Source organism: Victivallis sp. Marseille-Q1083, assembly GCF_903645315.1.
Classification (GTDB): domain Bacteria; phylum Verrucomicrobiota; class Lentisphaeria; order Victivallales; family Victivallaceae; genus UMGS1518.
On the sequence record NZ_CAHJXL010000001.1, the window covers coordinates 3,472,457 to 3,498,977 of the forward strand.

The following is a 26,521-nucleotide window of genomic DNA, read 5'->3' on the forward strand; positions in this document are numbered from 1 at the left end:
ATCAGTCGCTCTCTACGGTGGCGCTCTGGTTTACAGATCTGACTAATCTCCTTTCCGGGGTCGTCATCGTTTCTGATGCGCCTCATTGAAACATTCAGTCTGCAACCTGTCCGCTTCCAAACGTGTAAGTTAATCGCCATAAATTACACGCAGAAAGCTGATTCCGCGAACGTCAGTTATTTATCATACCATCTCCTTTCTTTTTGCCTTTCCGGAATGACTTCTCCGGAATACATTGGCCGGCAATTTCCCGCGGCTGTCTGCGGTGAAATTGCCGGAAGTAATTTTTCGGCAATTATTTTAATTTCTGTCGCCAGATTTTGCAAACCGATTGTCTGAAAATATATTTTTCTTCACACCTGTCCTAACAATTTTCAAAATGGCGTAATTTTCTGATTACGCCCCCTCATTTTCATCTATTTCACACCAATTCTCAAAAGTAGCCCCCCTTTGTTGTAAATCTGCTGTCCTAAAAAGCGAACTCTGGTTGAAATGATTCCGGCTCCGGTGGTTTGGTAAATGGTTGATCCAGCCATTGGCGCAAGTCGCGGTAAACAAATAGATTCCATTTCAGGAAAGTGACCAGGGTTGAAAAATGCCATTGCGCTTTCGACAAAAACTTCAGGTACTTGGTCAGCAAAATAGCGATAAGCGCTGTCCAAACTTGAATCCGAACCGCATTTTCGCTGGTGCCGATAAACGTTTTGATCTTGAAGTTCTGCTTGAGCATCTTGAAAAAGCTTTCGATTTGCCAGCGAGCCTTATAGATGTCGCCGATCGTTTGTGCGTCCAGCTCAAAATTGTTGGTTAGCAAGGTCAATGTCCGATGGTTTTCCACATCGCAGACGACCACTTTGCGGAGACGTTCCGGATATTTGTCTTGCGAACCACGCAGAAAAATGACTTCATCGCTCAAAACGGTTCCGGGATATTGCTTGACATCGTATTCCGGGATGTCGTAGGTCGTATTGGTCTTGAGGCGCGTGACAAAATCCACACCGGAGAGATTCCATTTATACAGCATGGAAAAATCAACGTATCCGCGATCACAAACCACCATGCTGTCACGCGGGAGTTCCATTCGTCTGGCGCTGTTTACCTCATGAACATCTCCATTGGTGAAATCAACGAACACGGGAAGATGACCATCGTGATCCAACAGCATATTGAGCTTGATTGCCCCTTTGGTTTGCCGATAGGTTGCCCATGGAAAAACTTTAACGCAAAGCTCAATCAGCGTTGCGTCGAGACTGTAAAGTTTCTTGGGAAACGAAAACTCATGCCGTGGCGCAATTGCATGGCAGTGTCCCAGAAGCATATGGAAAATATCGCCGAACATTTTCGGAGAGCGATGGGCATTGGCGTACGACAAGTTGGATTTGGTTGGAGCGGATTCCACTCCAAGATGATTCAATTTGCCTCCACAGGTTTTCAAACCTCCGCAAATCTCTCGCAGACTATTGGCCTGCGCCAACTGGCAGAAGATCATCGACACAAAATGTGCCCAACTGTCAAAGGACTGTTTTCGCTTGTCTCCATTGTGTTTCATGACTATTTCTTCAAATTCTCGCTTCGGTATCAAATCCAACACTTGACGAAAAAGACTGACTGATGTATTCTTCATTACGGAGCCTCCTTGTGGTTTAGGCAACCGTAATATACTATTACGGACAAGTTGGCTCCACTTTTTTCACCCTTTCAAAAGTTTGTTAGGACAGGCGTGCTCGTCACCAATCTTGACGATGACGGACAATATCTTTATGAAAAAGTCTATTGCGCCCGCGGAGAGATGGAAAACCGGATCAAGGAGCAACAACTTGACCTTTTTGCCGATCGGACGAGTTGTCATGATTTTATGACAAACCAGTTCCGGCTTCTGCTTTCAAGTCCGGCCTATATTCTCATGGAGCATTTTCGGGCATTGTTGCTGACTGAAACTGAATTTGCCGAGACTGCCTGCGGCAGTATTCGGTTATACCTGGTGAAAATCGGCGCCATTGTTCGACGGAATACCAGAAAAATTTATGTTGCTCTTTCAAGTACTTATCCAAATCAGGAACTCCTGCACTTGATTGCTGTGAAAATCATCGTTAGGGAATAACCGCTTGGAGAACTGTCCCCGGCTTGCCGAACAACAACGGGGGTAAGGAGGAATCGGCTCAAATTACGGAAAAAACGGTAACATGCGACTCGGAAATAAAAACTTTCGAATCGCTACAACATTTCTCGACGATTCGAACATTTCATGCAATATTCAGGATTAATGATATTCATTGATTTTTCCTTTGGAAGTTTTCCTCTTGAATACAGGCATTATACAATGCCCTCCTTTGTTAAGTGGGTTGCCGGCAGGCCTTGCCGGCACATTCCTGGTTTCCTTCGTATTTGGCAATTTATCTTGCAAATACGTAGAAACCAGACCACCCAGACCATATTGGTTCCGCGGTAATGTCAAAATAACATTTTTTTCACGAGTATAGTCAAAAAATGCTATTTGTTGAGAAATGATAAATCACTTAATTTTACAAAGTTAGACGGGAAAATTATGACTAAAAATTGGCCTGAAAAATGTAGGGAAAATGTAGGGATTGAATTCCAGAATGCAGGAAAAATCGGGTTTTTGCAGGTTGTTTCAACGAAAATTTTCAAAAGAAAAAACCAATGGCAACTTATTCATTGCCAATGACTTATTGAGTTAAAATCTGGTGGGCGTAGTAGAACTCGAATCTACGACCTCTACGATGTCAACGTAGCGCTCTAACCAACTGAGCTATACGCCCCTCTGTTTCATTGTGCTAATACTATAGTGCAAATTCAACGCTTGTCAAATTGACTTTGAACGTTTTTTCCGCTTTTCACTGGAAAAACTTTGCTTCAATTAATAAAAGATAGTGTGTCAAAAGTTAAACGGCATCTGACGTAAAGTTGGAAAATTTTTTATTATAGGGTCATTCAGGTGACTGTTGAATATAGATTCGGCAATTAACTAACTTACGTACAATATTTGCTTGAAGGAGTCACGCCTGTCCTAACAAACTTTTGAAAGGGTGAAAAAAGTGGAGCCAACTTGTCCGTAATAGTATATTACGGTTGCCTAAACCACAAGGAGGCTCCGTAATGAAGAATACATCAGTCAGTCTTTTTCGTCAAGTGTTGGATTTGATACCGAAGCGAGAATTTGAAGAAATAGTCATGAAACACAATGGAGACAAGCGAAAACAGTCCTTTGACAGTTGGGCACATTTTGTGTCGATGATCTTCTGCCAGTTGGCGCAGGCCAATAGTCTGCGAGAGATTTGCGGAGGTTTGAAAACCTGTGGAGGCAAATTGAATCATCTTGGAGTGGAATCCGCTCCAACCAAATCCAACTTGTCGTACGCCAATGCCCATCGCTCTCCGAAAATGTTCGGCGATATTTTCCATATGCTTCTGGGACACTGCCATGCAATTGCGCCACGGCATGAGTTTTCGTTTCCCAAGAAACTTTACAGTCTCGACGCAACGCTGATTGAGCTTTGCGTTAAAGTTTTTCCATGGGCAACCTATCGGCAAACCAAAGGGGCAATCAAGCTCAATATGCTGTTGGATCACGATGGTCATCTTCCCGTGTTCGTTGATTTCACCAATGGAGATGTTCATGAGGTAAACAGCGCCAGACGAATGGAACTCCCGCGTGACAGCATGGTGGTTTGTGATCGCGGATACGTTGATTTTTCCATGCTGTATAAATGGAATCTCTCCGGTGTGGATTTTGTCACGCGCCTCAAGACCAATACGACCTACGACATCCCGGAATACGATGTCAAGCAATATCCCGGAACCGTTTTGAGCGATGAAGTCATTTTTCTGCGTGGTTCGCAAGACAAATATCCGGAACGTCTCCGCAAAGTGGTCGTCTGCGATGTGGAAAACCATCGGACATTGACCTTGCTAACCAACAATTTTGAGCTGGACGCACAAACGATCGGCGACATCTATAAGGCTCGCTGGCAAATCGAAAGCTTTTTCAAGATGCTCAAGCAGAACTTCAAGATCAAAACGTTTATCGGCACCAGCGAAAATGCGGTTCGGATTCAAGTTTGGACAGCGCTTATCGCTATTTTGCTGACCAAGTACCTGAAGTTTTTGTCGAAAGCGCAATGGCATTTTTCAACCCTGGTCACTTTCCTGAAATGGAATCTATTTGTTTACCGCGACTTGCGCCAATGGCTGGATCAACCATTTACCAAACCACCGGAGCCGGAATCATTTCAACCAGAGTTCGCTTTTTAGGACAGCAGATTTACAACAAAGGGGGGCTACTTTTGAGAATTGGTGTGAAATAGATGAAAATGAGGGGGCGTAATCAGAAAATTACGCCATTTTGAAAATTGTTAGGACAGGTGTGACCAGTTCAGCATTTTCTGCCGGCAAAAGCCACTGTCTCCCCGGAAAATAATCTTAACCTTCGGCCATTTCTGCCGAAAGCGCTTTACCAGTAGCGAGAGAATCGCCCAGGCATGCTTGGCCGCATCAATTTTTGATGGACGCAAATAAGCCACAAGTAATTGATCCCCGCAGAAAACATACAACGGCAAAAAGCAATAGTGGTCATAATAGCCATGAAAAAAGCGATTTTCCTGCATCCCGTAAGTGAGGTCATCGGTAGCATCGAAATCAAGAATCAATTCTCGAGGCGGCGTGGAGAAACTTTCGATAAAGAATTCGACAAACAATCGGCTCAAATCTACGCAAGCACGACGATCGATTCCATTTTCGAATCGACATAAAGTGCTTGGAGTGGCGAGTTGACGATCACGACCGACAACAGTTTGAATCAGCGGATCAGTTCGCAATTCATGATGGTCATTGAGATCTTCATGGCCGGCAACCAAACCAAAAACTCGTTGACGAAGCATGCTCAGATAGGAATGCTCAACTTTTCCGGGCTGTCGAATATCAAAAGAATCCAGCAGGTTACCGGCGCGCCGGGTAAAACCGAGTTTGCGGTCGAATTCTTTCACAAAAAGCAACCCGCCGTCACTGCTGATATCTCCACCGGCGAAATTGAATTCAATTTTTCTGCTTTTCGGACCTTGAAAGACCGGAATCGAAACATTACATTTTGTCATTGGCAGACCTCGGCGTTATATTGTGATGTAAGATATTACAATATAATACGTTAGTCGAGAATCTGCCTCTTTGTTTTTGAAAATTTACGCAATATTCAGGTTAGTTGCCGATGCGTCAAAAGAGGTTGGAAAAGTAATCTTTCTGGTCGGGCGCGAGATTCCGTTTATTTATTCATGGTCCTGTTTGGACAAGGACGACAAGATATTAATGGGGATATTTTTTGATACGGTCGACTTTACGGCTTCTATTTCTCCTGATTTGTTTGTGGTAAAAAAAAGTGCACCACAAAAGGGCACCGTTATTTTGGAAAAAGCACTTGAGACAACCCAGAAGACCTCATTTATTGCGGTTTCCAGAAATAAGTTTTGGGGGGAAGATGTAATTTGCGTATATTCACAGAAATACTCTTCTGCAGAGGACTTTGCATATAAAAAATTTGATATTTACCAATATGATCCGCAGGCTTCGCAAGGTATCGGTAAATTTTTACAGTCCGAATTTGTCAACCGAGACGGTATCTATGGCTTCAATGAAATCACGGTGGTAAAAGAAGATTATAAGATTATTAATTGGCCTCCGCGTGGTAGTATTGATCCTTTGGTGCCAATCGATGTCAAGGAGATATCTTTTCGCGGCAAGGCTTGTTGGGAGCTGACTGAGCGTTATCCCTTGGATTATCCTCCTGAAAAATATCGTACTGCGCAATGGCCTTACACCAGAGTTTTTATCGTCGGAAAGGAGAATTTTTTTATCTATGATTGGAAGTATTATAACGCATCAAAACTTGAAATCACTCATTATGACTTTTCGGATGTAAAATTTACTTCTTCGTTTTCAAAAGAATGGTTTGAAGTTCCGCCAGGTTTTAAGGTGAAAATTGCCTCTTCCGCCAGTGAAGCCCGAGAAATTTATATCAGTGATGTAGAAGCCGCAAGACCATCGTGGATAAACCGATTTTCTGCGCGGATCGGCTCTGTATTGGGAAACGTCTTCTCGTGGAATTGGATATTTCAATATGGTGCTTATCTTGCTATTTCGATTGGGATTTTGTGTATTGCGGGCATTGTGGTAATCAAGCGGAAGAAACGGTAAAAGTTCGGAGAATTTATGAATGTCAGGGCGGATAATTCGTTATTCATTGCTGTCGTGTCTGCTGAATTATGAATTCCGTTGCCAGCCGTTTACCAAGAGGGTGAAAGTAAGTCGGTTTGGGTAGAGGGTCATTCTTAAGCCGTTTAAAACTTAAGAGAACCTCTACCTCTTTTTCAGATCTCCAAATACAAAATTTCAAAAAAATTCATTTATCTTGAATGAATTCACGGTAAACGGCGATCGGCGCTAAAGCGCCCCAACCGCAGAAATCGCTGCCGGCCGCCTGTTTGGGCTGATCGCACTGTTCCGGCGAGATGTTTTCCCAGATCGTATCGGTTTTCAGGTAAAGATTCAAACAGGCGTTATAATAACGCCGGGCATATTGCCGAGCCAGGGCTTCTTCACCGACTGCCTGCAGTCCGCGCAATGCCATGTAAGTCGTACAGGGCCAGGAAGAACCGAGCCAGTAGCCGTTTTCCGGATCGTATTCCGGCTCATCGGCGGCGAGGCAGGGGAAGGGGACCGGCCGGTTGAATTTGGCCGGGTCGTTGATGACGGCGAGGACGCCGGGCAGCCGTTCCGGCGGCACCACTTCGGCGATCAAGGTCCACAACGCGCCGATGTGGTAACGCGGGATGACTTCCCCGTCGTAGTAATCGAAGTAGAAGCTGCGTTCCGGATCGTAACATTTGTCGTTGATCGCCTCCGCCAGCGCGGCATGTTCCTGCCGGAACGCTGCGGCGTCGGCCGTTTCGCCGATCGCTTCGGCGATTTTGCTCAGATTGAGGGCGTTCAGCGCCATCTGGCTGCTGGTGTCGATCCAGCCCATCTGCTTGTTCCAATTGTAAAGAGGAATATCTTCCAGGCTTTTGGCCCAGTCCTGGAATCCTTCGCAGGCGTATTCCTGTTTGAAACGGATGCCGGCGTCGAGGTCGTACGGTTTGCCGATCGGCAGCCGCGGCAGGTTGTCCATGCCGCCGCCCAACGCGTCGCTGAAATAGAGACCGTCCGGCCGCCGGTAGGTTTTCCGGCAGAATTCATGATTTTTCTTCAAAGCCGGATAAACTTTTTTCAACCGTCCGGCATCGGTGACGCCGCTTTGGAACAACTCCCATTCCGCCCAGGCCAGGATTGGCGGATTCCATGACATCGGATGTTCGGACCCCCAGCACGGCGTGCCGTCGGCCTGAAATTCCCGGCAGATGAAACCGTCGTCCCGCTGCAGCCTGTAGAAATTGTCCAGCGAAGTGGTCACCGGCAATTCGTCGGCGTCGTATTTGGCCCACAGGACACAGAATGCGGTGTCCCAGACGAACAGGCCGCCGAAACCGCCGCCGGTCGCCAAACGGGGCAGAATTTTCGCGGCGGTTTCCGGATGGCTGCGCCGGAATTCTTCACCTTCGGCAATTTTCTTCCTGGCGATGGCGAGTGCGCCGTCGTAGAATTGTTTTTCCAATTCCTCGGAAAAAACACCGTTAACGGCAATTTCAGTTGCTTCCGGGGCGGTCAACGGGTCTGGTTGGGAGGCGTTTGCCCAGCAGCCGAAAGAAGCGGCTGCCAGTGTGGTTAAACCGGTCAAAAATCTCATCTTTGGTTCCCTCCTGGTTGAATATGGTTGTTTTTTCGGACCTGGAACGTTCAGTCGATTTTCCGGCCGGCCAGGTGCACCCCGTTGGAGGTGTGGCCGTTCATCGTCCGGTGGGTGGTCAATTCCGGCGCCGAACAGCGGAAGCGGCTGGTCAGTGCCAGCAGGTAGTCCAGCCGGTGGTGGCGCAGCCTGGCGCCGTCCGGCAGCGTGAAAACGCCGTACGGTTCGCCGCCGGCGGCATAACGGGCCCGGTTGCGCTCATCGTCGTTCAGCAGGAAATCGCTCAGGTAAAGCATGCCGCCCGGCTTCAAAACCCGGTCGATTTCCGCCATTAATTGCGCCTGGGTGGCGTCTTCCGGGATGGCGGTCAGTACCGCCAGCAGCAGTACAACGTCGAATGACGCATCCGGAAAGGGGATGTTGCCGCCGGTGTTTTGCCGGAGCTCCGCCTGCGGCAGGGCCCGGCCGGCCAGTTTCAGCATTTCGCCGGAACAATCGCAGCCGGCCAGCCGGTGAAAGCCGAGCGCCGCCAGCTCCAGCAGCGTCCGGCCGTAGCCGCAGCCGAAATCCAGGATTGCGGCATCCGATTGAAAATGCGATTGAAAGAAGGCCGGATCGAAAGCGATCGTGAATTGTTTACTGCCGGCGACGGAATCCCAATAAGCGGTTTGGTCGGTCATGGTCACTGCTCCAGTCCGGCCAGCCAGGCATCGGGCGACGCGTCGGAAGGCATTTTGTAACCGGCCCGCGGCGACAGCGAAATGCTGCCGGCTTTCGGTCCGTCCGGTGAACAACTGCGTTTGAACTGCTGGCGAAAGAAACGCTGCAGAAACAGTTTCAGACTGCGACGGATTTGGCCGGCCGGGTAAATGCCGTCGAACGCCTGGCGCGCCAGCGCTTCGAGTTTGGCCGGCTCGGCATTGAAATTGATGAAATGGTACAGGAAGAAGTCATGCAGCTCATACGGCCCGATCAGCTCTTCGGTTTTCTGCTGCAGGTTGCCGTCGCCGTCGGTCGGCAGCAGCTCCGGACTGACCGGCGTGTCGATGATATCCCGCAGGATGGCGGCGACGGCTTCTCCTCCGCTGCCGCCCAGGTGAGTCAGCAGCGCCGGAATCAGCGTCTTCGGGATCGAAGCGTTGACGGCGTACATCGACATGTGATCGCCGTTGTAGGTTGACCAGCCCAGCGCAATTTCCGACAGATCGCCGGTGCCGAGCAGCAGACCGTTTTGCTGGTTGGCCACATCCATCAGAATCTGGGTGCGTTCCCGCGCCTGGGCGTTTTCATAGGTGGTATCGGTCAAGGCCGGATCATGGCCGATGTCCCGGAAATGCTGCAGGCAGGCGTCCCTGATCGAAATTTCCCGCAGTTCGACGCCGAGTTGGCGGCAGAGCGCGGTGGCGTTGTGGTAGGTCCGGCTGCTGGTGCCGAAACCGGGCAGGGTCAACGCCAGCAGCCGGTCGTTCGGCAGTTCGAGCAGTTGGAGCGTTTGGCAGCCGATCAGCAGCGCCAGCGTGGAATCGAGGCCGCCGGAAACGCCCAGAATCAGACGTTCGGCGCGGGTATGGAGGAAGCGCTTGGCCAGCCCGGCGCACTGGATTGCGACGATATCCTGCAGTTGCTCCGTTTGGGCGGGACCGGGCGGCGGGACGAACGGCTGCCGGACGAGGGATGCGTAGTGCCAGTCCGGCGCTTCCGGCACGCTGCCGAGCATGATCCGGCGGCAGCCGGTCCCGGCCGGTTGATCGTTGAACGACGTGTCGCTCAACCGGATGTTGTTCAAACGGTCGACATCGATGTCCGCGTAGATGAGCGATCCGGACCGCTGGAAGCGGTCGTTCTCGGCCAGCAGTTCGCCGTTGGCGGCGATCAGGGCGTGGCCGGCGTGGACGGTGTCGGTGCTCGATTCGTCGATGCCGGCGGAGGCGAAGAGGTAACCGGCGCTGCAGCGCCGGCTCTGCTGGACGACGCGCTCCCGCCGTCCGGCGGCTTTGCCGGGCGCTTCGGTACAGGCGGCGAGGTTGAAGAGCAGTTTGGCCCCGTTGAGCGCCTGGCGGCAGCTCGGCGGTACGACGCACCAGAGGTCCTCGCAGAGTTCGACGCCGAACTGAAAGTTGCCGCCGCCGTCGAATAACAAATCGGTGCCGGCCGGGATGTCGTAATCGAAGGCGTCGAGCCGGACGGTTCGGCCGTCCAGCGAGGCGCCGGCCGAAAAATAACGTTTTTCGGCAAATTCGCGGTAATTGGGCAGTTGCGTTTTCGGCACCAGCGCCTGCACCCGGCCGTTCTGCAGCACGGCCGCGACATTGTAGAGTCTGCTGCCGATCAGCACCGGCAGGCCGACGATGGCGATGACGGGGTGTTCCACGGTGGCGCGGGCAAGGCTGGCCAGCTCCTGCGCCGCGGCTTTCTGCAGCGCGGTCTGAAAAAACAGATCGCCGCAACTGTAACCGGTGACGGACAACTCCGGAAAGACGACGGTGCCCGCTCCGGCCGCGGCTGCCTCGGCAAGCTGGCCGATGATTTGGCGGGCATTGAATGCCGGATCGGCGACCCGCAGGTTGGGGACCGCGGCGGCGAGACGATAATAGCCGAACATGATGGTGCTTCGCTCCTGAAATAAAAAAAGTTTTCGTGCCGTTAAAATAACCGGCAAAAGCGCTTTTTTCAATGGGTTGTCATCTGGTAATTCCCCGGAAGTGTTATAAATTATCAGGATAACACCGGAAGAAGCGGAAGGATTGGTCGGATTGTTGCGAAAGATTTATCTGGCGGAGCCGCGCGGGTTTTGCGCCGGCGTCCGGCGGGCGTTGGAATGCGTCGATTCGGTATTGGCGCGAAATTCCTCCCGGCCGCTGTATGTCCTGCATGAAATCGTTCACAATGATATCATCGTCGGGGAGTTGAAGCGGCGCGGCGTCGAATTTGTCGAATCGCCGGAATTGTTGCCGGACGGTTCGACGCTGATTTACAGCGCCCACGGCGTCAGCCTGGCTATAGAACAGGCCGCCGCCCGGCGCCATTTGCAGGTGATTGATGCGAGCTGCCCGTTGGTCAAATCGATTCACCGCAAGGCCCGCCGCTGGCAGGCGGCCGGCGTTCAGGTCATCCTGATCGGCCATGCCGGTCATCCGGAAGTGATCGGCACGCTGGGACAGGCGCCCGGCATCTGGCTGGCGAACTCGGCTGCGGCGGTTGCGAAGCTGCCGGCGGCGCCGGACAAACCGGTGCGTTACCTGACCCAGAGCACGCTGAGTGCGGAAGAGGTTGCGCCGGTGCTGGCGGCGTTGCGGCGGCGTTATCCGGCGCTTGCCGGCGGCGGCGACATTTGCTATGCCACCCGCAACCGGCAGCGGGCGGTTCGGCAGCTTTGCGAGATGGTCGAGGCGGTGGTGGTCATCGGATCTGCCCACAGTTCCAATTCGACCCGGTTGAAGCAACTGGTGGAAATCTGCGGCCGGCACGGATATCTGGTCAACTGTGCGGCGGAGCTGCCGTTGGCGGAGCTGGCCGATTTTGAGACGGTGGGTATCAGCGCCGGAGCGTCGGCGCCGGAATATCTGGTCGCCGAGACGGTCGAACTGTTGCGGCGGGAATTTCAGGTGGAAGTGGCCACTGTGGTTACGGCAGCGGAGCGGGTGGAGTTTCCGCTGCCGGATTTTTAAGGAATTGGAGTGAAAAAGAAAAACGCATGAAAGAAGAGAGTTTACCGGAAGGCCTGTTATGGCAGATTTTTTCGTTGATCGCCTTGATTCCGCATCCGTCCGGCGAAGAGGCCGAATTGCGGGCGCGTTTGCAGGATTTTGCTGAAATTCACGATTTGAAGGTTGAAACCGACGCGGTCGGCAATCTGCGGCTGGAGCGGGCGCCGTCTCCGGGATTGGAGCAGGCGCCGTCGATCGTTCTGCAGGGCCATCTGGACATGGTGCCGCAGCGCCGCAGCGGTTCCGATTTCCGTTTTTCCGAAGATTCGATCAACCTGGTCCGCAGCGGCGACTGGGTGCATACCGGTGATGAAACCACGCTGGGCGCGGACAACGGCATCGGCGTGGCGGCCGCGCTGGCGGTGCTGCTGGACCGGACGAAGCAAGTCGGGCCGTTGTCGGCGGTTTTCACCGTCGAGGAGGAAACCGGGCTGCGCGGCGCACTTCAGTTGCCGCCGCAGTGGCTGCAGGCCGATTATCTGCTGAATCTGGACAGCGAGGACGAGGGCGAACTGTATATCGGCTGTGCCGGCGGAGCCCGCTTGAACAGCATTTTTCAACTGCATCCGACCGTGCCGTCGGCCGGGCAGGGCATGAAAATCACGCTGAGCGGGCTGCCGGGCGGCCACTCCGGCTGCGACATCGACCGCAACCGGGGCAATGCCAACCAGTTGCTTGCGCAATTTCTGCATCTTTTCCCGGCTTTGCAGTTGGCGTCGTTCGACGGCGGTTCGCTGGACAATGCCATTCCGCGCGAATGCGAAGCGACGGCGGTGGTCTCCGACGAGCTGAAAGCGGCGCTGCTGTCGGCGGCTTCGGCTTTCGTCGGTTCGGTCAGGGAGGAACTGGGCGAAAACGGTCGGAATCTGTCGCTGCAACTGGTGGAGATCCCGCGGCCGGAGTGGGTATGGAGTCCGGAGGAGCAGCAGACGATTCTGATTCATCTGACGCACTGTCCGAATGGGGTGCAACGCTATGACGACGCGTTCAAGGTCGTGGCGCTGTCCAGCAATCTGGCTTCGGTCAAGACCGAACCGACTGCCCGGCAGTTGATCGTCCGCAGTTCGCAGCGCGGCTTCGATGAAGAGGAACGGAGCGCCTTGACCCGCAAAATTGCCGGTTACATGACGGAGGCCGGAGCGGAAGCGACGGTCGACAACAGTTATCCGGGCTGGAAGCCGCAAGGCGATTCCGCGCTGCTGCGGACGGCCAACGCGGTTTATGAAGAGTTGTTCGGCGTCAAGCCGGCCAATACGGTCATCCATGCCGGCTTGGAGTGCGGTATTCTGCACGCCAAGAATCCGGACTTGGCGATGATCTCCTTCGGCCCGGAAATTCAAAATCCGCATTCGCCGTCGGAACGGGTCAGTATCGCCAGCGTCGAACGTTTTGAACAGTTCCTTGATGCGTTGATCGGTCGTTTGGTGAAGAAAGGCAAGGTTTCAGCATGTTGAACGGGAGCCGGCTTCGGAAGCGCAAGCTGCTGGCGGCGGCGATTTTGTCGGTGACGGCCGGTTGCGCGGTAAACCCGCCTCCGGAAGGTGGCCGGCTGTATGTGACCGGTTGCGGCGATGACATCGGCATGCAACAGGGGGTCCGGCAGTTGGAGTGGGATGCCGCCGGCAATTTGCGGCCGGGCTGGTTTGTCAAGTGCGCGGAAGTCAATTATCTGGTTCATTCTGCGGATGGCCAATTGGCCTATGCGACCGCCAACGACGGCGATCTGGTGACCTTCCGGTGTGAGCCGGCCGGCTGGCGGGTGCTTGAGCGGCAGCCGACCGGCGGGAAAGTCAGTTGCCATCTGGCATTGTCGCCGGAAGGCCGTTATCTCTATACGGCCAATTACGGCGACGGTTCCGTCAGTGAGTTTGAGTTGCGGCAGGGCCGTCCGGCATTTCGCCGGCTGTTCCGGACGGAGGACATCCATCCGGCGGCCCGCGATGGCGCCCATGCCCATTTCGTCGGCTTTACGCCGGACGGCAAGTTTCTGGCGGTGGTGGATTTGGGAATTGATGCGGTGCTGCTTTATCCCTACACGCCGGAACGCGGCATCGGGCCGGAGGCGTCGGCGGTAAAGTTTGCGCCGGGCGCCGGGCCGCGCCACCTGGTGTGGAGCGCGGACGGCAAATATGCTTATGTGGCCAATGAATTGAACAGTACGGTGAGCGTCTTGCGTTATGAGTGCGGCCGTTTTGAACTGTTGAATTCGGTTGCCACCGTGCCGGCTGATTTTCAGGGAGATAATTATCCGGCGGCCATCCGCCTCAGCCCGGACGGACGCTGGCTGCTGGTGTCCAACCGCGGCATGGATACGCTGGCGGTCCTGGCGCTGGATGGAATCGGCGGCATGAAAGAATTGCGGTGTTGCCCGATTGCAGTGGCCGATTGGCCGTCGAAGGTGAAAAATGCCTGGCCGCGGGATTTCGATTTCACGCCGGACGGAGAAAAAATCATCGTCGCCAACGAGAGGACCGGCCAGATCGGCTGTTTCGCTTTCAATCCGGCGACGGGAGAAGTGAAGGTGTTGTCCGCTATTTCCCTGCCGGGGGCGATGAGCGTGCTTTTTTAAGATTCCGATGCAATTCCGGGAGGTTGACAGATTGATGGCGGTGAACGATCCCGGACCATTTGCCCGGAGATCGCTTGTCGATATCGAAAGCAGTGTCAACTCGGAGGAGAAGAGAGGGTACGGCAGTTTGATGGCTGTTCCGGTGCGGATTTTGCTGGGATCGGCGGTTGCCGGACGCGGGAAGACGGAATTTGCCGCCCGCATCCGGCGCAGAGCCGCTTATTTTTTCGGCGGCGGTTCCAGTTTTACCTGGGTGCAGTTCAGGTAGTTCCGGCCGTCGACGGTGGTCATGGCGCCGGAAAAGTATAACGTGCCCGGCTGTTTGTCCAGCGCCGTCGCCGCCGGTTGACTGTCTTTCGGCAGGTAAGCGTAAACGGCCGGCGATTCTTCCGGCGCGTTGACTGCCGTCAGGATCAAACAGAGATGCTCTTCCGGGGAAACTCCGGCCAGTTGGAACGGTTCGCCGGCCTGCCGGGCGACTGCCGCCGGGAAGGTGACCAGTTTGTTTTCGAAGGATTGTTCGCCGACGGCGACGGCCCGGTTGAAGCTGATCTGGGCGTAACGGTCCGGCATGAACGGCGTCAGCAGCGCCAGAGCGCCCCAGGCGACCAGCATTGCCAGCAGCGCCGCCGCCGCGCCGACCTTGAACCATTGGAAAAAGCCCATATGGACATGCGAGCGTTTCTCCAGCATGCCCAGGGCGACGATATTCGCCGTACTGCCGATCATCGTGATATTGCCGCCGAAACAGGCGCCGAACAGCAATGCCCACCACAACGGCAAATCTTTGATGCTGGCGGACAATTGCTCGATGACCGGGCAGAAGGCCGCCACGAAAATCACATTGTCGATGAATGCCGACCCGATGGCGCTGACGATCAGGATGAACGGCACGAGGACCTGGTGGCTGGTGCCGCAGACGCTGGAGAAATAATCGGCCATCACCAGGTCGACGTGAGTGTGGGCCAGGGTACCGGCGATGGCGAAGAGCAGCATGAAGAAAATCAGCGTCCACCAATCGACTTCGTGTTCGACGTAATGCCGCGCCCGGTCACGCCGCCAGATCATCACCACGCCGGAACAGATCAACGGCGCAATCAGCAGAATGCTATTTTTCTTGAGGTCGAACCAGTTTTCCAGTTGGTGATGCGAAGCGATTATCGCAATTGTCGCCACCAGCAGGATCAGGCCCTGCTTGTAAGGCACGTCGACGACCGGCACCAGGCTCAGGTTGCGGGCCAGCCGTTCCTTGAGATTGATATCGAACTGCCGGAGATCCCGGCGGTAATAGAACAGCGTGAAGGCGACGGTGACCGCCAGTGCCGCCAGCATGATCGGGAAGGCCCACTGGATGAAATCGCCGAAGGTCAAACCGGCTTTGGTGCCGATGAAAATTCCGACCGGATTGCCCATCATCGTGCCGGCGCTGCCGACGTTGGTGCACAGCACGCAGATCAGGATATACGGCACCGGATTGAGCTTGAGCCGGTCGCAGACCTGGAAGACCAGCGTCGAGATGAAAATGATCGAGGTCACTTCATCGACGGCGCAGGCCAGCAGCGCCGAAGAGACGGCGGTCATCGTGATGAATTTGGTCCCGGTGATGTTCGGCATCGAAACCAGCAACTGGACAATCCAGGTGAAAAAGCCCAGATCGCGCAAGGCGCCGACGACGATCATCATGCCGACCAGGAACAGGATGACTTCCAGCGACGACGATTCGACGAAGGTCGGGATATCCATCGAATTGGTGAAAATCAGCACCGAGAGGCCGATGAAGGCGATGGCCAGCCGGAAGCCCCAGAAGAACAGCGTGCCGAGAATGATCGCCAGAAAGACGGAGCAGGCGATCGCCTGGTGCGCTTCCAGCACGGTATTGGCGGCGACAATTCCGAGCAGTGAACTGCCGAGCACCATGATGGCGAACCGGAACAGCATGGCGGGGGTGCTCATGGCCGACGAAACATCTTCTTCCATAATCGTTACTCCGAATGGTTTTCCCGGGTTATTCCCAGAACAGTTTGCGGTTGAAATCGTCGAGGTTGACCACGCCGGCATATTTGCCGGCGCTGGAAACGATGATCTGGCCGATTTTTTTCATCAGAAAGAGTTTGGCCAGTTGAATGGCCGGCAGCTCCTCGTCGACGACGACGGGATCTTCGCGCATGAAATCGGCCAGTTTGGTTTCCTGGTCCGCCTTGAGCATTTCGGCAAAGGGCTGGAATTGATAGATCGGCGTGAGGTCGTCCATCCAGAGAATGTGCTCCGGCAAACTGAATTTCAGGATATCCGCCTGGGAGATGACGCCGCGCAGGTCGCCTTCGTCGTCCAGGATCGGAATTTCCTCGGCCCGGCCGCGGGCGAAGGTTTCGATCGCCCGGTGCAGTGTGTCGCTTTCGAGCAGCGTCGGCGCGTCGCTCTGCATCAGATCTCTGGCCCGCAGATATTTGGGAATTTCGACATCATTGCCGTTGAAATATTCCATGATTCTGCCGGCGTTCGGCAGGGCGGCCAACTGGTCGATGGCGCCGGGATCGCGGAAGTCCCGGGCCAGGGCGGCGAGCAGTTGCAGGTGCAGGCCCGGATCGTTGCGCGGCGTCAAAATCAGGACGACTACTTTGACCGGCGGCATGTCCGGCACTTGAAAATCGATGCCGTTCCGGCTGGTAGCCAGCGCGATCAGCAGTTGGTCGGCCTGTGCCAGCCGGGCGTGCGGCACCGCCAGGCCGGAGGCGATGACGGTCGGCAGGATCGCCTCCCGTTCCCGGACTGCCTCGATGATCTCCTCCCGGCGCAGACCGGCGGTGGTGAATGCGAGCCGGTCGGCCAGTTCGGCGATGACATCATTGCTGGAGGCGGCCGAGGTTTGGCAGACGATATTGCCCTCGGCCAGGAAACGGTGGAATTGCGGACTGGTACGTTCGTTCATCGGTTCCCCTTTGTATTTGAATTGGCCCGCCCGGTCTGATGGCCGGCAGGAACGCTGTTGGGAAGTAATCTAGGACCGTTCGGTTTATTTTTCAAGTCCGGAAGCATTTTCCGGTGGACCTCTGCCGGAAAAGACCCAAAGGGACGCTTTTCAGGCGAGGGTTTGATTCTCCGGGAAGCGATGAACGATTGCATCAGTCACCTTGACCCGCGTGACCTGAGGTTCGTCAGGAATGCTTGGCGGGAGTCATGGACCGTCCGAACTATTTTTCAAATCGTTCAGGGCACTGCTTCGCTGATTTTTGCCGTTACAGTCATTCAGATATGATTCTTGGTGATGGAAAACAGTCCGGCCCGGTACCGCACCGGTCCGGACATCGGGTCAATTGATTGTTGTCGGCGTATTGTTTGGTCGCTTTTCTGTCACGATTGCCGCGAGGGAAAGCAACTGCTTTTTGTCGATTGCCCAGTGGAAGAGATAGTCGTAACTGTCCTTGACATACAACTTGAAATGCGGCAGTTTCGTACCGAGTTGTTGTTCCAGCCGGGTGCGGTCATTGGCGATTTCCTTGCTGATTTGACGGTGTTCGAGAGGATCGGCGACATGGGCGGAGAACTCTAATTTATTCCGCAGACAAACATTGATATTGTAGAGGGCGTCGAACCCCGGCATCGTATTGGTCATGATCAGGAAAAACACGGCATCCGGCGGCACGTCATCCAATTGCCCGGCCAATTCCTTACGGGCAGTGAAGCCGACCGCCAATTCGTCCCGATAGGCTTTCAGTAAAGATTTCTCCACTAATGCGAAAGAGCCGGAGTCACTCAGCGGCCAGAGTATGAAAACATTGCTGGCTGTGGTTCCATCGGGATTTTGCGGCGTGATTTCCAGGGTCGTCAAACCGTTGATGGAAATTTCCCTGGCCTGCGGATTACAGTCCGCTATTTTTTGCCGCAGCGTTGCCCACGGCATGCCACACCGAATTACAAATCCGCCGTAAAAATTGGGGGTATCCAGAGCTTTCACAAAAGCTAATATTTCCTGAAAGCCGGCCTCTTCCCATACCTTCGGGTAGAGTAATAGGGAAAATATTTTTTGCACTCTGCCGATCATTCCGTTGTTTTGGCCGATGTGGGATAGCTCCGGATAGAATTCACTGGCCAGCAGTTTTTCGACATCGAGGTAACAGGCCAACCTGGCAAAACTCGGCACTTGGTTTCGAACTTCGGTGTGAGTCGCAATGGTCGTGATTCCCGGTGCCAGCCAAACGGTTGTCATCACGGCCAGAATGGCCAGCAGTATGACGCCGTAACTCCAACAGCGGTTTCGTTTTTTATTCATCAGTATGTCCTGTATTCGTTTTTTTTAATTCTCGGCCGTGGAAACTCAGGCCCGACAACGCGGGAGTATTGCCGGACGGGGTGTGAAATGCCAACAGCATCCGGGCATAATCTGCCGCCTGGTCCCGGCCGGCGGCAGCCGTTGCCAGGACTCGTCGGTCGACTTCCAGTTCCGTCGCCGCCGTTAACCGGTATTCCGCCCAGCGGACGAACGGATTGAACCACCACATGGCACTGGACAGCCCGGCGAGCAGTTTCCACCAGTGGTCGCGGCGTTTCAAATGTATCAATTCGTGCAGAAACAGCAGTTCCAATTCATGCGCGCTGAATTGTTGCGCTGCTTGCCGGGGGAGAATGATATGAAATCCGTCCCATCCGAAACTGGCCGGTACCGGCAGACGCGTTCCGCCGTCCAACAGCCGGACGGCAGCCGGCTCCATATCGCACTTGACGCAGGCGAGTTCGAACTGTCGCCGGACAAATGCATCATTCAACTCCGGCAACTGCCGGAGCCGGCGTCGCCAGAAGCGATATTGTCCCACCTGACGGCCAATCAGCAGGATCGCGACTATCAGATAAACCGTCGGCAGCCAGTCGATCAAGCCGGCTGTCGCGGGAAATTTCATCCGGATGGATGGCGTGGCGGCGGAAACCGGCCGAACGAAATCGCCGGCCTGCCATTCCAGCCAGTTTCGGCACTCGGACCGTTTGAGCAATTTCGGCGTCGATGCCGGAGCGTGGCCGGTCGGAGAAGAGGCCGGCCGCAGGGCAAGCCAGTTGCCGGGCATCAGCATCAGCAGCATGACCAGTGCGAAAAAGTCACGCCGCTGCCAATGGAAACGCTGCCGCCTTGCCCAGTAATCCACCAACTGAACGATGCCGAACAGTACTGCGCTGCGCAGCAGGGTGCTGCAGCCGTAATCCCAGAATTCATTCATGCTTGCCGGCATCCTCGATCAATTCCTGCAGCAACTTTAAATCATTGGCCGACAACTTGTTTTTTTCAACGAAAAATGACAGCATACGTTGCGGCGCCCCGCCAAAAAATTTGTCCAGAAAGTCGACACTCTGTCGTTCGGTATATGTCTCATAATCCACCAGCGGCCGATATTGGAAACACCGGCCTTCGCCGCTTTGCAGCACCGCACCTTTTTTCACCAGCCGGACCAGCAGCGATTTGATGGTCGGAGCCGCCCAGTCGGTGGTTTGCTGCAACGTTTTTACCAATTCCGCCGACGTGCGCGGCGATTGTTGCCACAGCACTTTCATCACTTCCAGCTCCGCATCTGAAATTTGCAGGTCCGACATTCAAAATTCTCCGGGTCAACTTGAGGGTTTGTATAACAATTACATTTGTAATCGTTGTTTGCAAATCCTACTTTCAATTTTTTTTGAAATTTTTTCCCGACGGAATTTTTTACGCGGGAAATGAACAAAAAAATTAGGGGTTGCAACCGCCCGCAGCGGCTGCAGCCCCCGAGGTAATGGGAACTTGGGAGAATCTATTCGTGCCTGATGAAAAATCAGGACGCGCTTTCCTGTTTCAATTGTTCCACCCAGGCGGCGATCCGGGCGTCGGTTTTATCCGGCTCATTGTCGTTGTCGAGCGCCAGGCCGCAAAATTCACCGTTCTCCTCGGCTGTGGAGGCGGAGTGGCCGTAGCCCTGGGCGGAAGTTTTGCCGATGACTTTGGCGCCGCGTTCGATCGCTTTGGCGTACAGCGTCCCCATGCCGTCGACGAAACTGTCGGCAAAACCGGATTGATCGCCGAAGCCGAACAACGCCACCAGTTGCCCGTTCAAATCGAGCCGGTCCAGCAGCGAGATGCCGACGCTCCAGTCGTCCTGCAAATCCCCCAGTCCCCAGGTCGAGGTGCCGAGAATCAACAATTTGGCGTCGAAGTCGTTAGCGTCGGCGTCGGCGACGTTATGCGTCTGGCCGTTGAGAAGTCGGGCGATTTGGTTGGCGGCCGCTTCGGTATTGCCGGTACTGCTGCCGTAAATAATGCTCACATCGGACATTTTTTCAGATTCCTGGCATTGAGTTAAGATTTAAATTGGTGATTTTTTCCAGGCATTTTTCCAGATCCTGATATTTTTCCAGAATCTTTCCGGCCAGAAATTCGACGAAACGGTACTGTTTCATCAGCCGGAGCGATTTTTCCGGCGATCCGAAAACCTGCCAGCCGCTGCGGTGTACCGGCTGTTTCGTCGTCCGGTGGATGAAACCGGCGACATCCTTCAGCGGGTAGCCGATGAAAATACCGACTTCATGCGGAAATTCATCTCCGGCGAACCGCTGCTGCAGGCAATGGAGATGTTCCGCCAGATCCGCCGTGGCCGGATAACCGTGCTTGCGGTTCAGGTACAATCGGACCGCCTTATCCTGCAACGTTTGGCGGAGCAGGTCCGAATCGTAAAACAGCACCATTGCCTGTTCGGCATCCGTTCTCAAAATTTTGAAACTCAATTGCAGCTCCCGCAGAATTTCACATTGATACAAGCAGATCGTTTCCCGGTTCGATGGATCGGCGAGCCGATAGCAACTGTTCACCCGCAGCAATTCCGCCGGTTTGATCCGGCGCCGGACTGCGGCGGTCTTGATCAGCAGGAAACGCAGCAATTCTTTGCGATGCGCCTCGCAGGAAGGAGAATCGATTTGTTTCATATTAGTCTCATCTAATTTATAGATTAAAATTTTTTCTCCCCCGGCTCGATTGCCGCTGGAGACCTCTTCGTTGGAAAGACAACCGGAAAAGGCTTTCTGTTGCTTATCATAGCAGTGATTTGCCGTTTGTCAATTAGTTTTATCTAATTATTGATGCGTTTTTCTTTTTTCTCTGACATCATTGGGTGATTGGAACGTCAGGGACAAAGAAATTGCTCAAAGGCGCAGAATTGACCGATCTCTAATATTGTCCTCATCATGCCGAAACAATGATCGGCTATACTATATATTGAAAATCAAAAACGGGAGGGCGAATGATCAGTTTGATCGTCTTTTTGATCGTTGGAATTGCGGCGGGAACGCTGCTGGTCTTGCGGCGGCGGCAACCGACGCCGGCATTGAAGGCGACGGCCGTTGTGCTGACCTTGATCGTGGTGGCCGGGGCGTCGGCGTTGGCGCTGCAGTGGAGCGGCTACTTGACGCCGGACGGCATGAGCGAGTCGGACCGCCGTATCCTGGCAATCGGCCACGGTCTGACCGTCGGACGCCGGATCGGAGCGGCCGGTCACGGCGGCGGCAAAATATTCATCGTCTGTGCGGCCGACGAAACGGAGTCGGAAACGATTGCCGGGCTTCGGACCGGTTTGGCGATGGAGCTGGACAATGAAATTGAATTGTTGCCGGTGGCGTTGAAAAAGACGGTCAGATTGGACGAGGATGCCGATATGGCATTGCGCAATCTGCTGCGGGCCGGTGATTTCGATTCGGCATTGGCCGGCGCGATGCAGGCGGAGGCGCTCGTTTTTGCCGTCGACCTGCCGCCGGATGCCGCGCGGTTGAAACTTTGGAAGAAGCGGGAGCGGCCGGGGATTTATCTGGTGGATGCGGCCGATGCGGCCATCTACCGGTCGGCGTTGATTCAGGGCCTGATTCAGGGCCTGACAGCCGTCGATGCCCGGGCGGACCTGAAAGAGGTCCGGCTCTCCGGCGATCCGGAAAAAGCCTTTGCCAGCCGTTGCGTTTACTGGGATGCCGAAACCGTTCAATAACCGGAAAAACCGGCGAATAGAAACCACAAAAAGAAGGAAGAACAAACATGAAGAGTCACGAGAAATTCACACTGATTGAGCTGCTGGTTGTGATTGCCATCATCGCCATCCTGGCCAGCATGCTGCTGCCGGCACTCGGCCGGGCCAAGGGGTCGGCGCAGTCGATCAAATGCCTGAACAACATGAAACAGCAGGGAACGATGGTGGTGATGTACACGACCGATTCCGGTTACTATCCGACTTCGTACTTCTACAAAAACGGTGCGTCCAGCGGCAACGGTTACGTCCATTGGAGCGGCCTGGTTTCCGGCCGCTGGGACGGCGATCAGAATACCGGCTGGTTCGACGACGAATCGTTCAGTTGTCCGTCGATGAGCGTTTCCGGCGGCGCGGGCGAGGGAGGCGGCTGGTATCCGAGTAAAAAAGAGCAGGATTGCCAGGCCAGGAAAACCGCTTATTGCGGCAATGCCATTTTCATGCCGCGGCGCAAATTTGCCGACAATGCGGCCAATGGCAATATGCAACTGGTCAGGGATACCGTGGTCGAAGCGCCCTCTTCGGAGATCCTGATCGCGGAGTACACCGACGACGCCCAGCGGATTCAGGGCACTTCCGCTTCCGGCGGCGATGCGATCAAATCGCACCGGCCGACCAATGCGATCCTGGACGGTTCCGGCGCCTGGGCCGGCGGTGAAGTCGGCGATTGCGGTTCGCCGCGCAAGATCTCTTATGCGACCGCCAAGGCGAAGATCGATGCGCGCGACAGCAATTTCCACATCGCCTATGTCGCGGTCGACCGGCACAACGGCAAAGCAAATTACACTTTTGCCGACGGCCACGCTGCGGCGCACTCCTTGCAGGAGACGCTGGACCCGAACAATTTCCTCTGGGGGCGGCGGCTCTATTCGCAGTCCGGCATGCCGACGATCGACTGATGCCGTTTCACTTTTGAGCGCCGATTGAAAAAATTCAAAACCACCGGCGGAACCGGTGGTTTTGAATTGTGCCGGTTTCAGGAGGATTCGGTGCTATGGTGTCGCCGTCGGCTCGGCCGGATAGGCATATTCCAGTTCGACGCCGAAGGGTTGGGTGACGATGAAATTGATCTGGTCCGAGGTGATGACCTGTTGCAATTGATAGAGCAACTGCAAAGAGACGATCTGCAGGCTGCCGCGACGGCGCCTGACAAGCCGTACTTCGGAAAGGGAAGGCGTAATCCGGCAGACGATCCGGGAAATTCGCACTTCGTCGGCCGGAACACTGCCGTCGGCCGGTTCCAGAATCAGATCGAAGGGATTGCTGTCGAGCTGATACGCGGTAACGATGGAGAGTCCCTGATAGAAGGAACCGCTGGCGGCCGGAATGACGGACGGCATGATTTCATAGCTCACTTGACGATTTCCCGCCGGAACTTCCGTTTTGATCCGATAAGATTTTCCGTCCCTTTCCTGCAGATAATTCATTATCGACTGCGCCAGATCGCACTGGTAAAGTCTCCGGGCGGCGAAAGGACCGATCGGTTTGTTCAGGGTTGGCAGGAAACGGTCGTCGCGCGAGAACACTTCGATTGGAAGCGGTTCCTGGCTGTTTTGTTTGAATTGCGGCACCGACGGCAGGGTGGCGAGCAATTCCAGCTCGATGCCGTCCGGATTCGGTTCGGGGAGCGGTTGCGGTTGGAATCTTTTGACCGCAGCGTTGGAGGCCAGAAAGAAATCATCGATCGGCTGAATTTTGCTGGCACAGCCGGAAAGGCAGAACAACAGCGGCAGTCCGAGAAAAATGGCGAAACGGCGGAGCGGTTTCATAAAAATTCTCCCATTGGCTTACATTTGCACTCTTTTACCCTGGTTTTATAACAATAGCAGAAAAGATTGGTCAGTACAAATGCAATCCGGTTTTCCTGCAAAAATTTCTCCTGTCGTTCAAATGCCGCCGGCGGCCGGTCCGGTTCAGGATTTTTTCGGGATATTTCTGCCGCTCCGCTTAGGCGAAATGTAAAATATTGTCGCTTTTGTGATCGGGCAGCCGGTTGAAACCCGATGAAAACTTTCGTCCGGAGACGAGAAGCGTCTTGCATTTGGCCGGGACGATGCTAAACTGTGCAGTTGGAATTGGAAAGGGGCGCAGGGATGATTGGGCGGAAGTTTCGGCAAAGTGAAAAATGTGGACGAATGAAGTTTCGCTGCCGGGCCGGCCTTGCCGGAAAAGGGCTGCCCGCATTGCTCGGAAACTGCCGGCGGGAGATCGGACGAATCTGGAAGGTATGGCGGCGTTCGCCGCGCCGCCGGTGGTGGCGGTGGAGTTTGCTGGCGGCGGCGGTCGCCGTTCTGCTGGTGTTCGGCTGCTGCCAGTGGGTGAATTCCTACCGCCGCTGGATTTATGACGATATCGCGGCGGTGCCGGCCTACCGCTATGGGTTGCTGCTGGGTACCGGGATCGGCAATCTCTATTACCGGCACCGGATCGCGGCGGCGGCGGAACTCTATCGGGCCGGCAAGGTCAGGCACATCCTGGTTTCCGGGGACAATTCGCGCCGGGAATACGATGAAACCACCGCGATGCGCGACGATCTGGTCCGGGCCGGCGTGGCGGCCGAAGATATCCATCTGGATTTCGCCGGTTTCCGGACGCTGGATTCGGTGCTGCGGGCGAAGCGCGTATTCGGATTGAAGCGGTTTTTGATCATTTCGCAGGAGTTCCATTGCGAGCGGGCGTTGTATATTGCCCGGCGGCATGGAATTGATGCCGAAGGATTTGCCGCGGCGGATGCCGGAAGCGGCACCAGCCGCCGGCTGATGTGGCTGCGGGAAATTCCGGCCCGGCTGCTGGCGGTGCTGGACGTGGAAATCTGCCGGACCGCTCCCCGGTTTGCCGGGCCGCCCGAACCGTTGCCGGAGGACGGCGGCGCGGAGTGAGGCGCCGGACAACTTTGCCGTGAATTTCCAACTTCGAAAGGTTGAATAACCGGGGTTGGCCGGTTATTTTATCAGTCAAACCGGAAAATGCGAAATTCAATTTCCAAGTATGGAGTACAAAATGTATCAGCAACTCTATGACAAACTCGCGCCGTATGGGCAGACGCAGTTGTTGCGCTTTTTCAACCAGCTCAACGCGATGGAGCAGGCGCACCTGGCGGCCCAGATTCAGGCGCTCGATCTGCCCGAGCTGGATCGGCTGATCAGGGAATACGTGCTGCAACGCAAACCGATCACGATTCCGGAGGATTTGAAACCGGCGGAATTTTTTCCGCTGCATCCCGTGGATGCCGATCAGGCGGCGTGGTACGAGCGGGCGCGCGCCAGAGGGGAAGCGCTGCTGAAGGAGGGCAAAGTCTCCGCGTTGACGGTGGCCGGCGGGCAGGGGACGCGGCTCGGGTTCGACGGTCCGAAAGGGACCTATCCGATCGCGCCGTTGTCGCACAAGACGCTGTTTCAGTATTTCGCCGAATCGCTGTTGCGGGCCGGCGAGAAATACGGTCATCCGCTGACCTGGTATATCATGACCAGCGTCATCAACAATCAGGCGACGCAGGAATTTTTCGAGAAGCACGATTATTTCGGCATGGAGCCGAAACGGGTGGTCTTTTTCATCCAGGGGACGATGCCGGCGGTCGGCTACGACGGCAAATTGCTGCTCGGCGCCAAGGACAGTCTGTCGCTGTCGCCGGACGGGCACGGCGGGACGCTGCTGGCGTTGCGCAAGAGCGGCTGTCTGGATCGGATGAAAGCGGAACGGGTCGAATACCTCTCCTATTTTCAGGTCGACAATCCGCTGGTGTCGGTGGTCAATCCGCTGCTGCTCGGCTTGCATGCGCTGGAAGATTCCGAGATGAGCGCGATCATGCTGTCCAAGACCGGACCGTTTGAAAAACTCGGCAACTTCTGCACCAGTCATGGCCGGCTCTGGATCATCGAATACAGCGATTTGCCGGAAGCGCTGGCGACCAGCCGCAATGCCGACGGCTCGCTGTGTTTCGTGGCCGGCAGTCCGGCCATCCATGTGCTCAACCGCTCCTTCATCGAGCGGCTGACCGCCGACGGGCAGCTTTCGCTGCCGTGGCACCGGGCGGACAAAAAAGTGCCGTTCGTCAATGAGGCCGGGCTGCTGGTCAAGCCGGAGGAACCGAATGCGGTGAAGCTGGAATCGTTCATCTTCGACGCATTGCCGCTGGCTGAACGAACGATGATCCTGGAGGCCGACCGCCGGGAGGAATTTGCGCCGACCAAGAATCAGACCGGCGTCGATTCAGTGGAGAGCTGCCGCCAGATGCTGATCGCCCGCGACGCGCGCCGGCTGATGGCTGCCGGAGTGAAGCTGCCGCTGACGCCGGAAGGCGACCCGGCGGTGCAGGTGGAAATTTCGCCGCGGGCGGTGCTGGACGACGAGGATGCGGCCGCTTACTGCCGGTCGCGGAAATTGACGGAGATCAAACAGGATACTTATCTGGAGTAAGCCGGGTGCGGCGGCG

At 54.9% G+C, this 26,521-nt stretch carries 24 protein-coding genes and 1 tRNA gene; 11 read left to right on the top strand and 14 right to left on the bottom strand.

The window, feature by feature from the left end:
• Positions 1–469: 469 nt before the first annotated feature.
• Entirely contained in the window at positions 470–1,624 is a 1,155-nt protein-coding gene (locus HWX74_RS14330; protein WP_176014186.1) for an IS4 family transposase, read from the bottom strand.
• A gap of 51 nt (positions 1,625–1,675) precedes the next feature.
• Between HWX74_RS14330 and HWX74_RS14335 the strand changes: the two genes are divergently transcribed.
• Both HWX74_RS14335 and HWX74_RS14340 read left to right on the top strand, forming a co-directional pair.
• Complete coding sequence (locus HWX74_RS14335) at positions 1,676–2,101, top strand: transposase (protein ID WP_303048113.1); 426 nt, start codon at positions 1,676–1,678, stop codon at positions 2,099–2,101.
• A 444-nt stretch (positions 2,102–2,545) separates the two neighbouring features.
• Positions 2,546–2,686 carry a hypothetical protein gene (locus tag HWX74_RS14340; RefSeq protein ID WP_176014188.1) on the top strand — a complete coding sequence of 47 codons (141 nt, stop codon included), beginning with the start codon at positions 2,546–2,548 and terminating at the stop codon, positions 2,684–2,686.
• Between the two features lie 17 nt (positions 2,687–2,703).
• Here HWX74_RS14340 and HWX74_RS14345 read toward each other — a convergent pair.
• Positions 2,704–2,780: transfer RNA gene (locus HWX74_RS14345), tRNA-Val, on the bottom strand.
• 337 nt (positions 2,781–3,117) lie between these two features.
• Between HWX74_RS14345 and HWX74_RS14350 the strand changes: the two genes are divergently transcribed.
• Positions 3,118–4,272 (top strand): IS4 family transposase, encoded by a 1,155-nt coding sequence (locus HWX74_RS14350; RefSeq protein ID WP_176014186.1) that lies wholly within the window; start codon positions 3,118–3,120, stop codon positions 4,270–4,272.
• A 101-nt stretch (positions 4,273–4,373) separates the two neighbouring features.
• Here HWX74_RS14350 and HWX74_RS14355 read toward each other — a convergent pair whose 3' ends face one another.
• The gene (locus tag HWX74_RS14355; protein WP_176014189.1) at positions 4,374–5,111 is read right to left on the bottom strand and encodes an IS1380 family transposase; all 738 of its coding nucleotides are present in this window, start codon (positions 5,109–5,111) and stop codon (positions 4,374–4,376) included.
• A 70-nt stretch (positions 5,112–5,181) separates the two neighbouring features.
• Between HWX74_RS14355 and HWX74_RS14360 the strand changes: the two genes are divergently transcribed.
• Positions 5,182–6,204 (top strand): hypothetical protein, encoded by a 1,023-nt coding sequence (locus tag HWX74_RS14360; protein WP_176014190.1) that lies wholly within the window; start codon positions 5,182–5,184, stop codon positions 6,202–6,204.
• Between the two features lie 205 nt (positions 6,205–6,409).
• On the opposite strand, the gene HWX74_RS14365 is transcribed toward HWX74_RS14360, so the two are convergent.
• The 3 genes from HWX74_RS14365 to HWX74_RS14375 are packed head-to-tail and all read right to left on the bottom strand — an operon-like array spanning position 6,410 to position 10,394.
• On the bottom strand, positions 6,410–7,792 hold the full coding sequence (locus HWX74_RS14365; protein ID WP_176014191.1) for a trehalase family glycosidase: 1,383 nt from the start codon (positions 7,790–7,792) through the stop codon (positions 6,410–6,412).
• Between the two features lie 50 nt (positions 7,793–7,842).
• On the bottom strand, positions 7,843–8,472 hold the full coding sequence (locus HWX74_RS14370) for a class I SAM-dependent methyltransferase (RefSeq protein WP_176014192.1): 630 nt from the start codon (positions 8,470–8,472) through the stop codon (positions 7,843–7,845).
• 2 nt (positions 8,473–8,474) lie between these two features.
• Entirely contained in the window at positions 8,475–10,394 is a 1,920-nt protein-coding gene (locus HWX74_RS14375) for an NAD(+) synthase (protein WP_217704965.1), read from the bottom strand.
• Positions 10,395–10,545: 151 nt separating this feature from the next.
• On the opposite strand from HWX74_RS14375, the gene ispH reads away from it, so the two are divergent.
• The 3 genes from ispH to HWX74_RS14390 are packed head-to-tail and all read left to right on the top strand — an operon-like array spanning position 10,546 to position 14,068.
• Entirely contained in the window at positions 10,546–11,460 is a 915-nt protein-coding gene (ispH, locus tag HWX74_RS14380) for a 4-hydroxy-3-methylbut-2-enyl diphosphate reductase (protein WP_176014193.1), read from the top strand.
• A 26-nt stretch (positions 11,461–11,486) separates the two neighbouring features.
• On the top strand, positions 11,487–12,953 hold the full coding sequence (gene pepD, locus HWX74_RS14385; RefSeq protein ID WP_176014194.1) for a beta-Ala-His dipeptidase: 1,467 nt from the start codon (positions 11,487–11,489) through the stop codon (positions 12,951–12,953).
• Positions 12,947–14,068 carry a lactonase family protein gene (locus HWX74_RS14390; RefSeq protein ID WP_176014195.1) on the top strand — a complete coding sequence of 374 codons (1,122 nt, stop codon included), beginning with the start codon at positions 12,947–12,949 and terminating at the stop codon, positions 14,066–14,068. Before pepD ends, HWX74_RS14390 begins: the two co-directional genes overlap by 7 nt.
• 219 nt (positions 14,069–14,287) lie before the next feature.
• On the opposite strand, the gene HWX74_RS14395 is transcribed toward HWX74_RS14390, so the two are convergent.
• From HWX74_RS14395 to HWX74_RS14425, 7 genes are all read right to left on the bottom strand, one after another.
• Positions 14,288–16,045, bottom strand: a complete 1,758-nt coding sequence (locus tag HWX74_RS14395; protein WP_176014196.1) for an SLC13 family permease — start codon at positions 16,043–16,045, stop codon at positions 14,288–14,290.
• A 28-nt stretch (positions 16,046–16,073) separates the two neighbouring features.
• On the bottom strand, positions 16,074–16,997 hold the full coding sequence (locus HWX74_RS14400) for a PTS sugar transporter subunit IIA (RefSeq protein WP_176014197.1): 924 nt from the start codon (positions 16,995–16,997) through the stop codon (positions 16,074–16,076).
• A gap of 381 nt (positions 16,998–17,378) precedes the next feature.
• Positions 17,379–18,338, bottom strand: coding sequence for a hypothetical protein (locus HWX74_RS14405; protein ID WP_176014198.1), 960 nt, complete (start codon positions 18,336–18,338; stop codon positions 17,379–17,381).
• Positions 18,331–19,275 (bottom strand): M56 family metallopeptidase, encoded by a 945-nt coding sequence (locus HWX74_RS14410; RefSeq protein ID WP_176014199.1) that lies wholly within the window; start codon positions 19,273–19,275, stop codon positions 18,331–18,333. Before HWX74_RS14410 ends, HWX74_RS14405 begins: the two co-directional genes overlap by 8 nt.
• The gene (locus tag HWX74_RS14415) at positions 19,268–19,645 is read right to left on the bottom strand and encodes a BlaI/MecI/CopY family transcriptional regulator (RefSeq protein WP_176014200.1); all 378 of its coding nucleotides are present in this window, start codon (positions 19,643–19,645) and stop codon (positions 19,268–19,270) included. Before HWX74_RS14415 ends, HWX74_RS14410 begins: the two co-directional genes overlap by 8 nt.
• A gap of 215 nt (positions 19,646–19,860) precedes the next feature.
• Positions 19,861–20,358 (bottom strand): flavodoxin, encoded by a 498-nt coding sequence (locus tag HWX74_RS14420; protein ID WP_176014201.1) that lies wholly within the window; start codon positions 20,356–20,358, stop codon positions 19,861–19,863.
• Between the two features lie 4 nt (positions 20,359–20,362).
• Positions 20,363–21,004, bottom strand: coding sequence for a DUF3793 family protein (locus HWX74_RS14425; protein WP_176014202.1), 642 nt, complete (start codon positions 21,002–21,004; stop codon positions 20,363–20,365).
• A gap of 314 nt (positions 21,005–21,318) precedes the next feature.
• Here HWX74_RS14425 and HWX74_RS14430 point away from each other — a divergent pair, with 314 nt between their 5' ends.
• Together HWX74_RS14430 and HWX74_RS14435 are read left to right on the top strand one after the other, a co-directional pair.
• Entirely contained in the window at positions 21,319–22,053 is a 735-nt protein-coding gene (locus HWX74_RS14430) for a hypothetical protein (RefSeq protein WP_176014203.1), read from the top strand.
• A 47-nt stretch (positions 22,054–22,100) separates the two neighbouring features.
• A complete protein-coding gene (locus HWX74_RS14435; protein ID WP_176014204.1) occupies positions 22,101–22,988 on the top strand; it encodes a prepilin-type N-terminal cleavage/methylation domain-containing protein in 888 nt (295 codons plus the stop codon).
• Positions 22,989–23,081: 93 nt separating this feature from the next.
• Here the strand turns inward: HWX74_RS14435 and HWX74_RS14440 are convergent, their stop codons facing one another.
• The gene (locus HWX74_RS14440; RefSeq protein ID WP_176014205.1) at positions 23,082–23,858 is read right to left on the bottom strand and encodes a hypothetical protein; all 777 of its coding nucleotides are present in this window, start codon (positions 23,856–23,858) and stop codon (positions 23,082–23,084) included.
• Between the two features lie 366 nt (positions 23,859–24,224).
• On the opposite strand from HWX74_RS14440, the gene HWX74_RS14445 reads away from it, so the two are divergent.
• Positions 24,225–24,968 carry a vancomycin high temperature exclusion protein gene (locus HWX74_RS14445; protein WP_176014206.1) on the top strand — a complete coding sequence of 248 codons (744 nt, stop codon included), beginning with the start codon at positions 24,225–24,227 and terminating at the stop codon, positions 24,966–24,968.
• Positions 24,969–25,089: 121 nt separating this feature from the next.
• Positions 25,090–26,505, top strand: coding sequence for a UDPGP type 1 family protein (locus HWX74_RS14450; RefSeq protein ID WP_176014207.1), 1,416 nt, complete (start codon positions 25,090–25,092; stop codon positions 26,503–26,505).
• Positions 26,506–26,521 lie beyond the last annotated feature (16 nt).

Bases quoted from the DNA above. Each gene is read 5' to 3' on its own strand.
- HWX74_RS14330 (WP_176014186.1), bottom strand. From the start codon at position 1,624: ATGAAGAATACATCAGTCAGTCTTTTTCGTCAAGTGTTGGATTTGATA.
- HWX74_RS14340 (WP_176014188.1), top strand. From the start codon at position 2,546: ATGACTAAAAATTGGCCTGAAAAATGTAGGGAAAATGTAGGGATTGAA.
- HWX74_RS14350 (WP_176014186.1), top strand. From the start codon at position 3,118: ATGAAGAATACATCAGTCAGTCTTTTTCGTCAAGTGTTGGATTTGATA.
- HWX74_RS14355 (WP_176014189.1), bottom strand. From the start codon at position 5,111: ATGACAAAATGTAATGTTTCGATTCCGGTCTTTCAAGGTCCGAAAAGC.
- HWX74_RS14365 (WP_176014191.1), bottom strand. From the start codon at position 7,792: ATGAGATTTTTGACCGGTTTAACCACACTGGCAGCCGCTTCTTTCGGC.
- HWX74_RS14370 (WP_176014192.1), bottom strand. From the start codon at position 8,472: ATGACCGACCAAACCGCTTATTGGGATTCCGTCGCCGGCAGTAAACAA.
- HWX74_RS14375 (WP_217704965.1), bottom strand. From the start codon at position 10,394: ATGTTCGGCTATTATCGTCTCGCCGCCGCGGTCCCCAACCTGCGGGTC.
- pepD (WP_176014194.1), top strand. From the start codon at position 11,487: ATGAAAGAAGAGAGTTTACCGGAAGGCCTGTTATGGCAGATTTTTTCG.
- HWX74_RS14390 (WP_176014195.1), top strand. From the start codon at position 12,947: ATGTTGAACGGGAGCCGGCTTCGGAAGCGCAAGCTGCTGGCGGCGGCG.
- HWX74_RS14395 (WP_176014196.1), bottom strand. From the start codon at position 16,045: ATGGAAGAAGATGTTTCGTCGGCCATGAGCACCCCCGCCATGCTGTTC.
- HWX74_RS14400 (WP_176014197.1), bottom strand. From the start codon at position 16,997: ATGAACGAACGTACCAGTCCGCAATTCCACCGTTTCCTGGCCGAGGGC.
- HWX74_RS14405 (WP_176014198.1), bottom strand. From the start codon at position 18,338: ATGAATAAAAAACGAAACCGCTGTTGGAGTTACGGCGTCATACTGCTG.
- HWX74_RS14410 (WP_176014199.1), bottom strand. From the start codon at position 19,275: ATGAATGAATTCTGGGATTACGGCTGCAGCACCCTGCTGCGCAGCGCA.
- HWX74_RS14415 (WP_176014200.1), bottom strand. From the start codon at position 19,645: ATGTCGGACCTGCAAATTTCAGATGCGGAGCTGGAAGTGATGAAAGTG.
- HWX74_RS14420 (WP_176014201.1), bottom strand. From the start codon at position 20,358: ATGTCCGATGTGAGCATTATTTACGGCAGCAGTACCGGCAATACCGAA.
- HWX74_RS14425 (WP_176014202.1), bottom strand. From the start codon at position 21,004: ATGAAACAAATCGATTCTCCTTCCTGCGAGGCGCATCGCAAAGAATTG.
- HWX74_RS14430 (WP_176014203.1), top strand. From the start codon at position 21,319: ATGATCAGTTTGATCGTCTTTTTGATCGTTGGAATTGCGGCGGGAACG.
- HWX74_RS14435 (WP_176014204.1), top strand. From the start codon at position 22,101: ATGAAGAGTCACGAGAAATTCACACTGATTGAGCTGCTGGTTGTGATT.
- HWX74_RS14440 (WP_176014205.1), bottom strand. From the start codon at position 23,858: ATGAAACCGCTCCGCCGTTTCGCCATTTTTCTCGGACTGCCGCTGTTG.
- HWX74_RS14445 (WP_176014206.1), top strand. From the start codon at position 24,225: ATGAAGTTTCGCTGCCGGGCCGGCCTTGCCGGAAAAGGGCTGCCCGCA.
- HWX74_RS14450 (WP_176014207.1), top strand. From the start codon at position 25,090: ATGTATCAGCAACTCTATGACAAACTCGCGCCGTATGGGCAGACGCAG.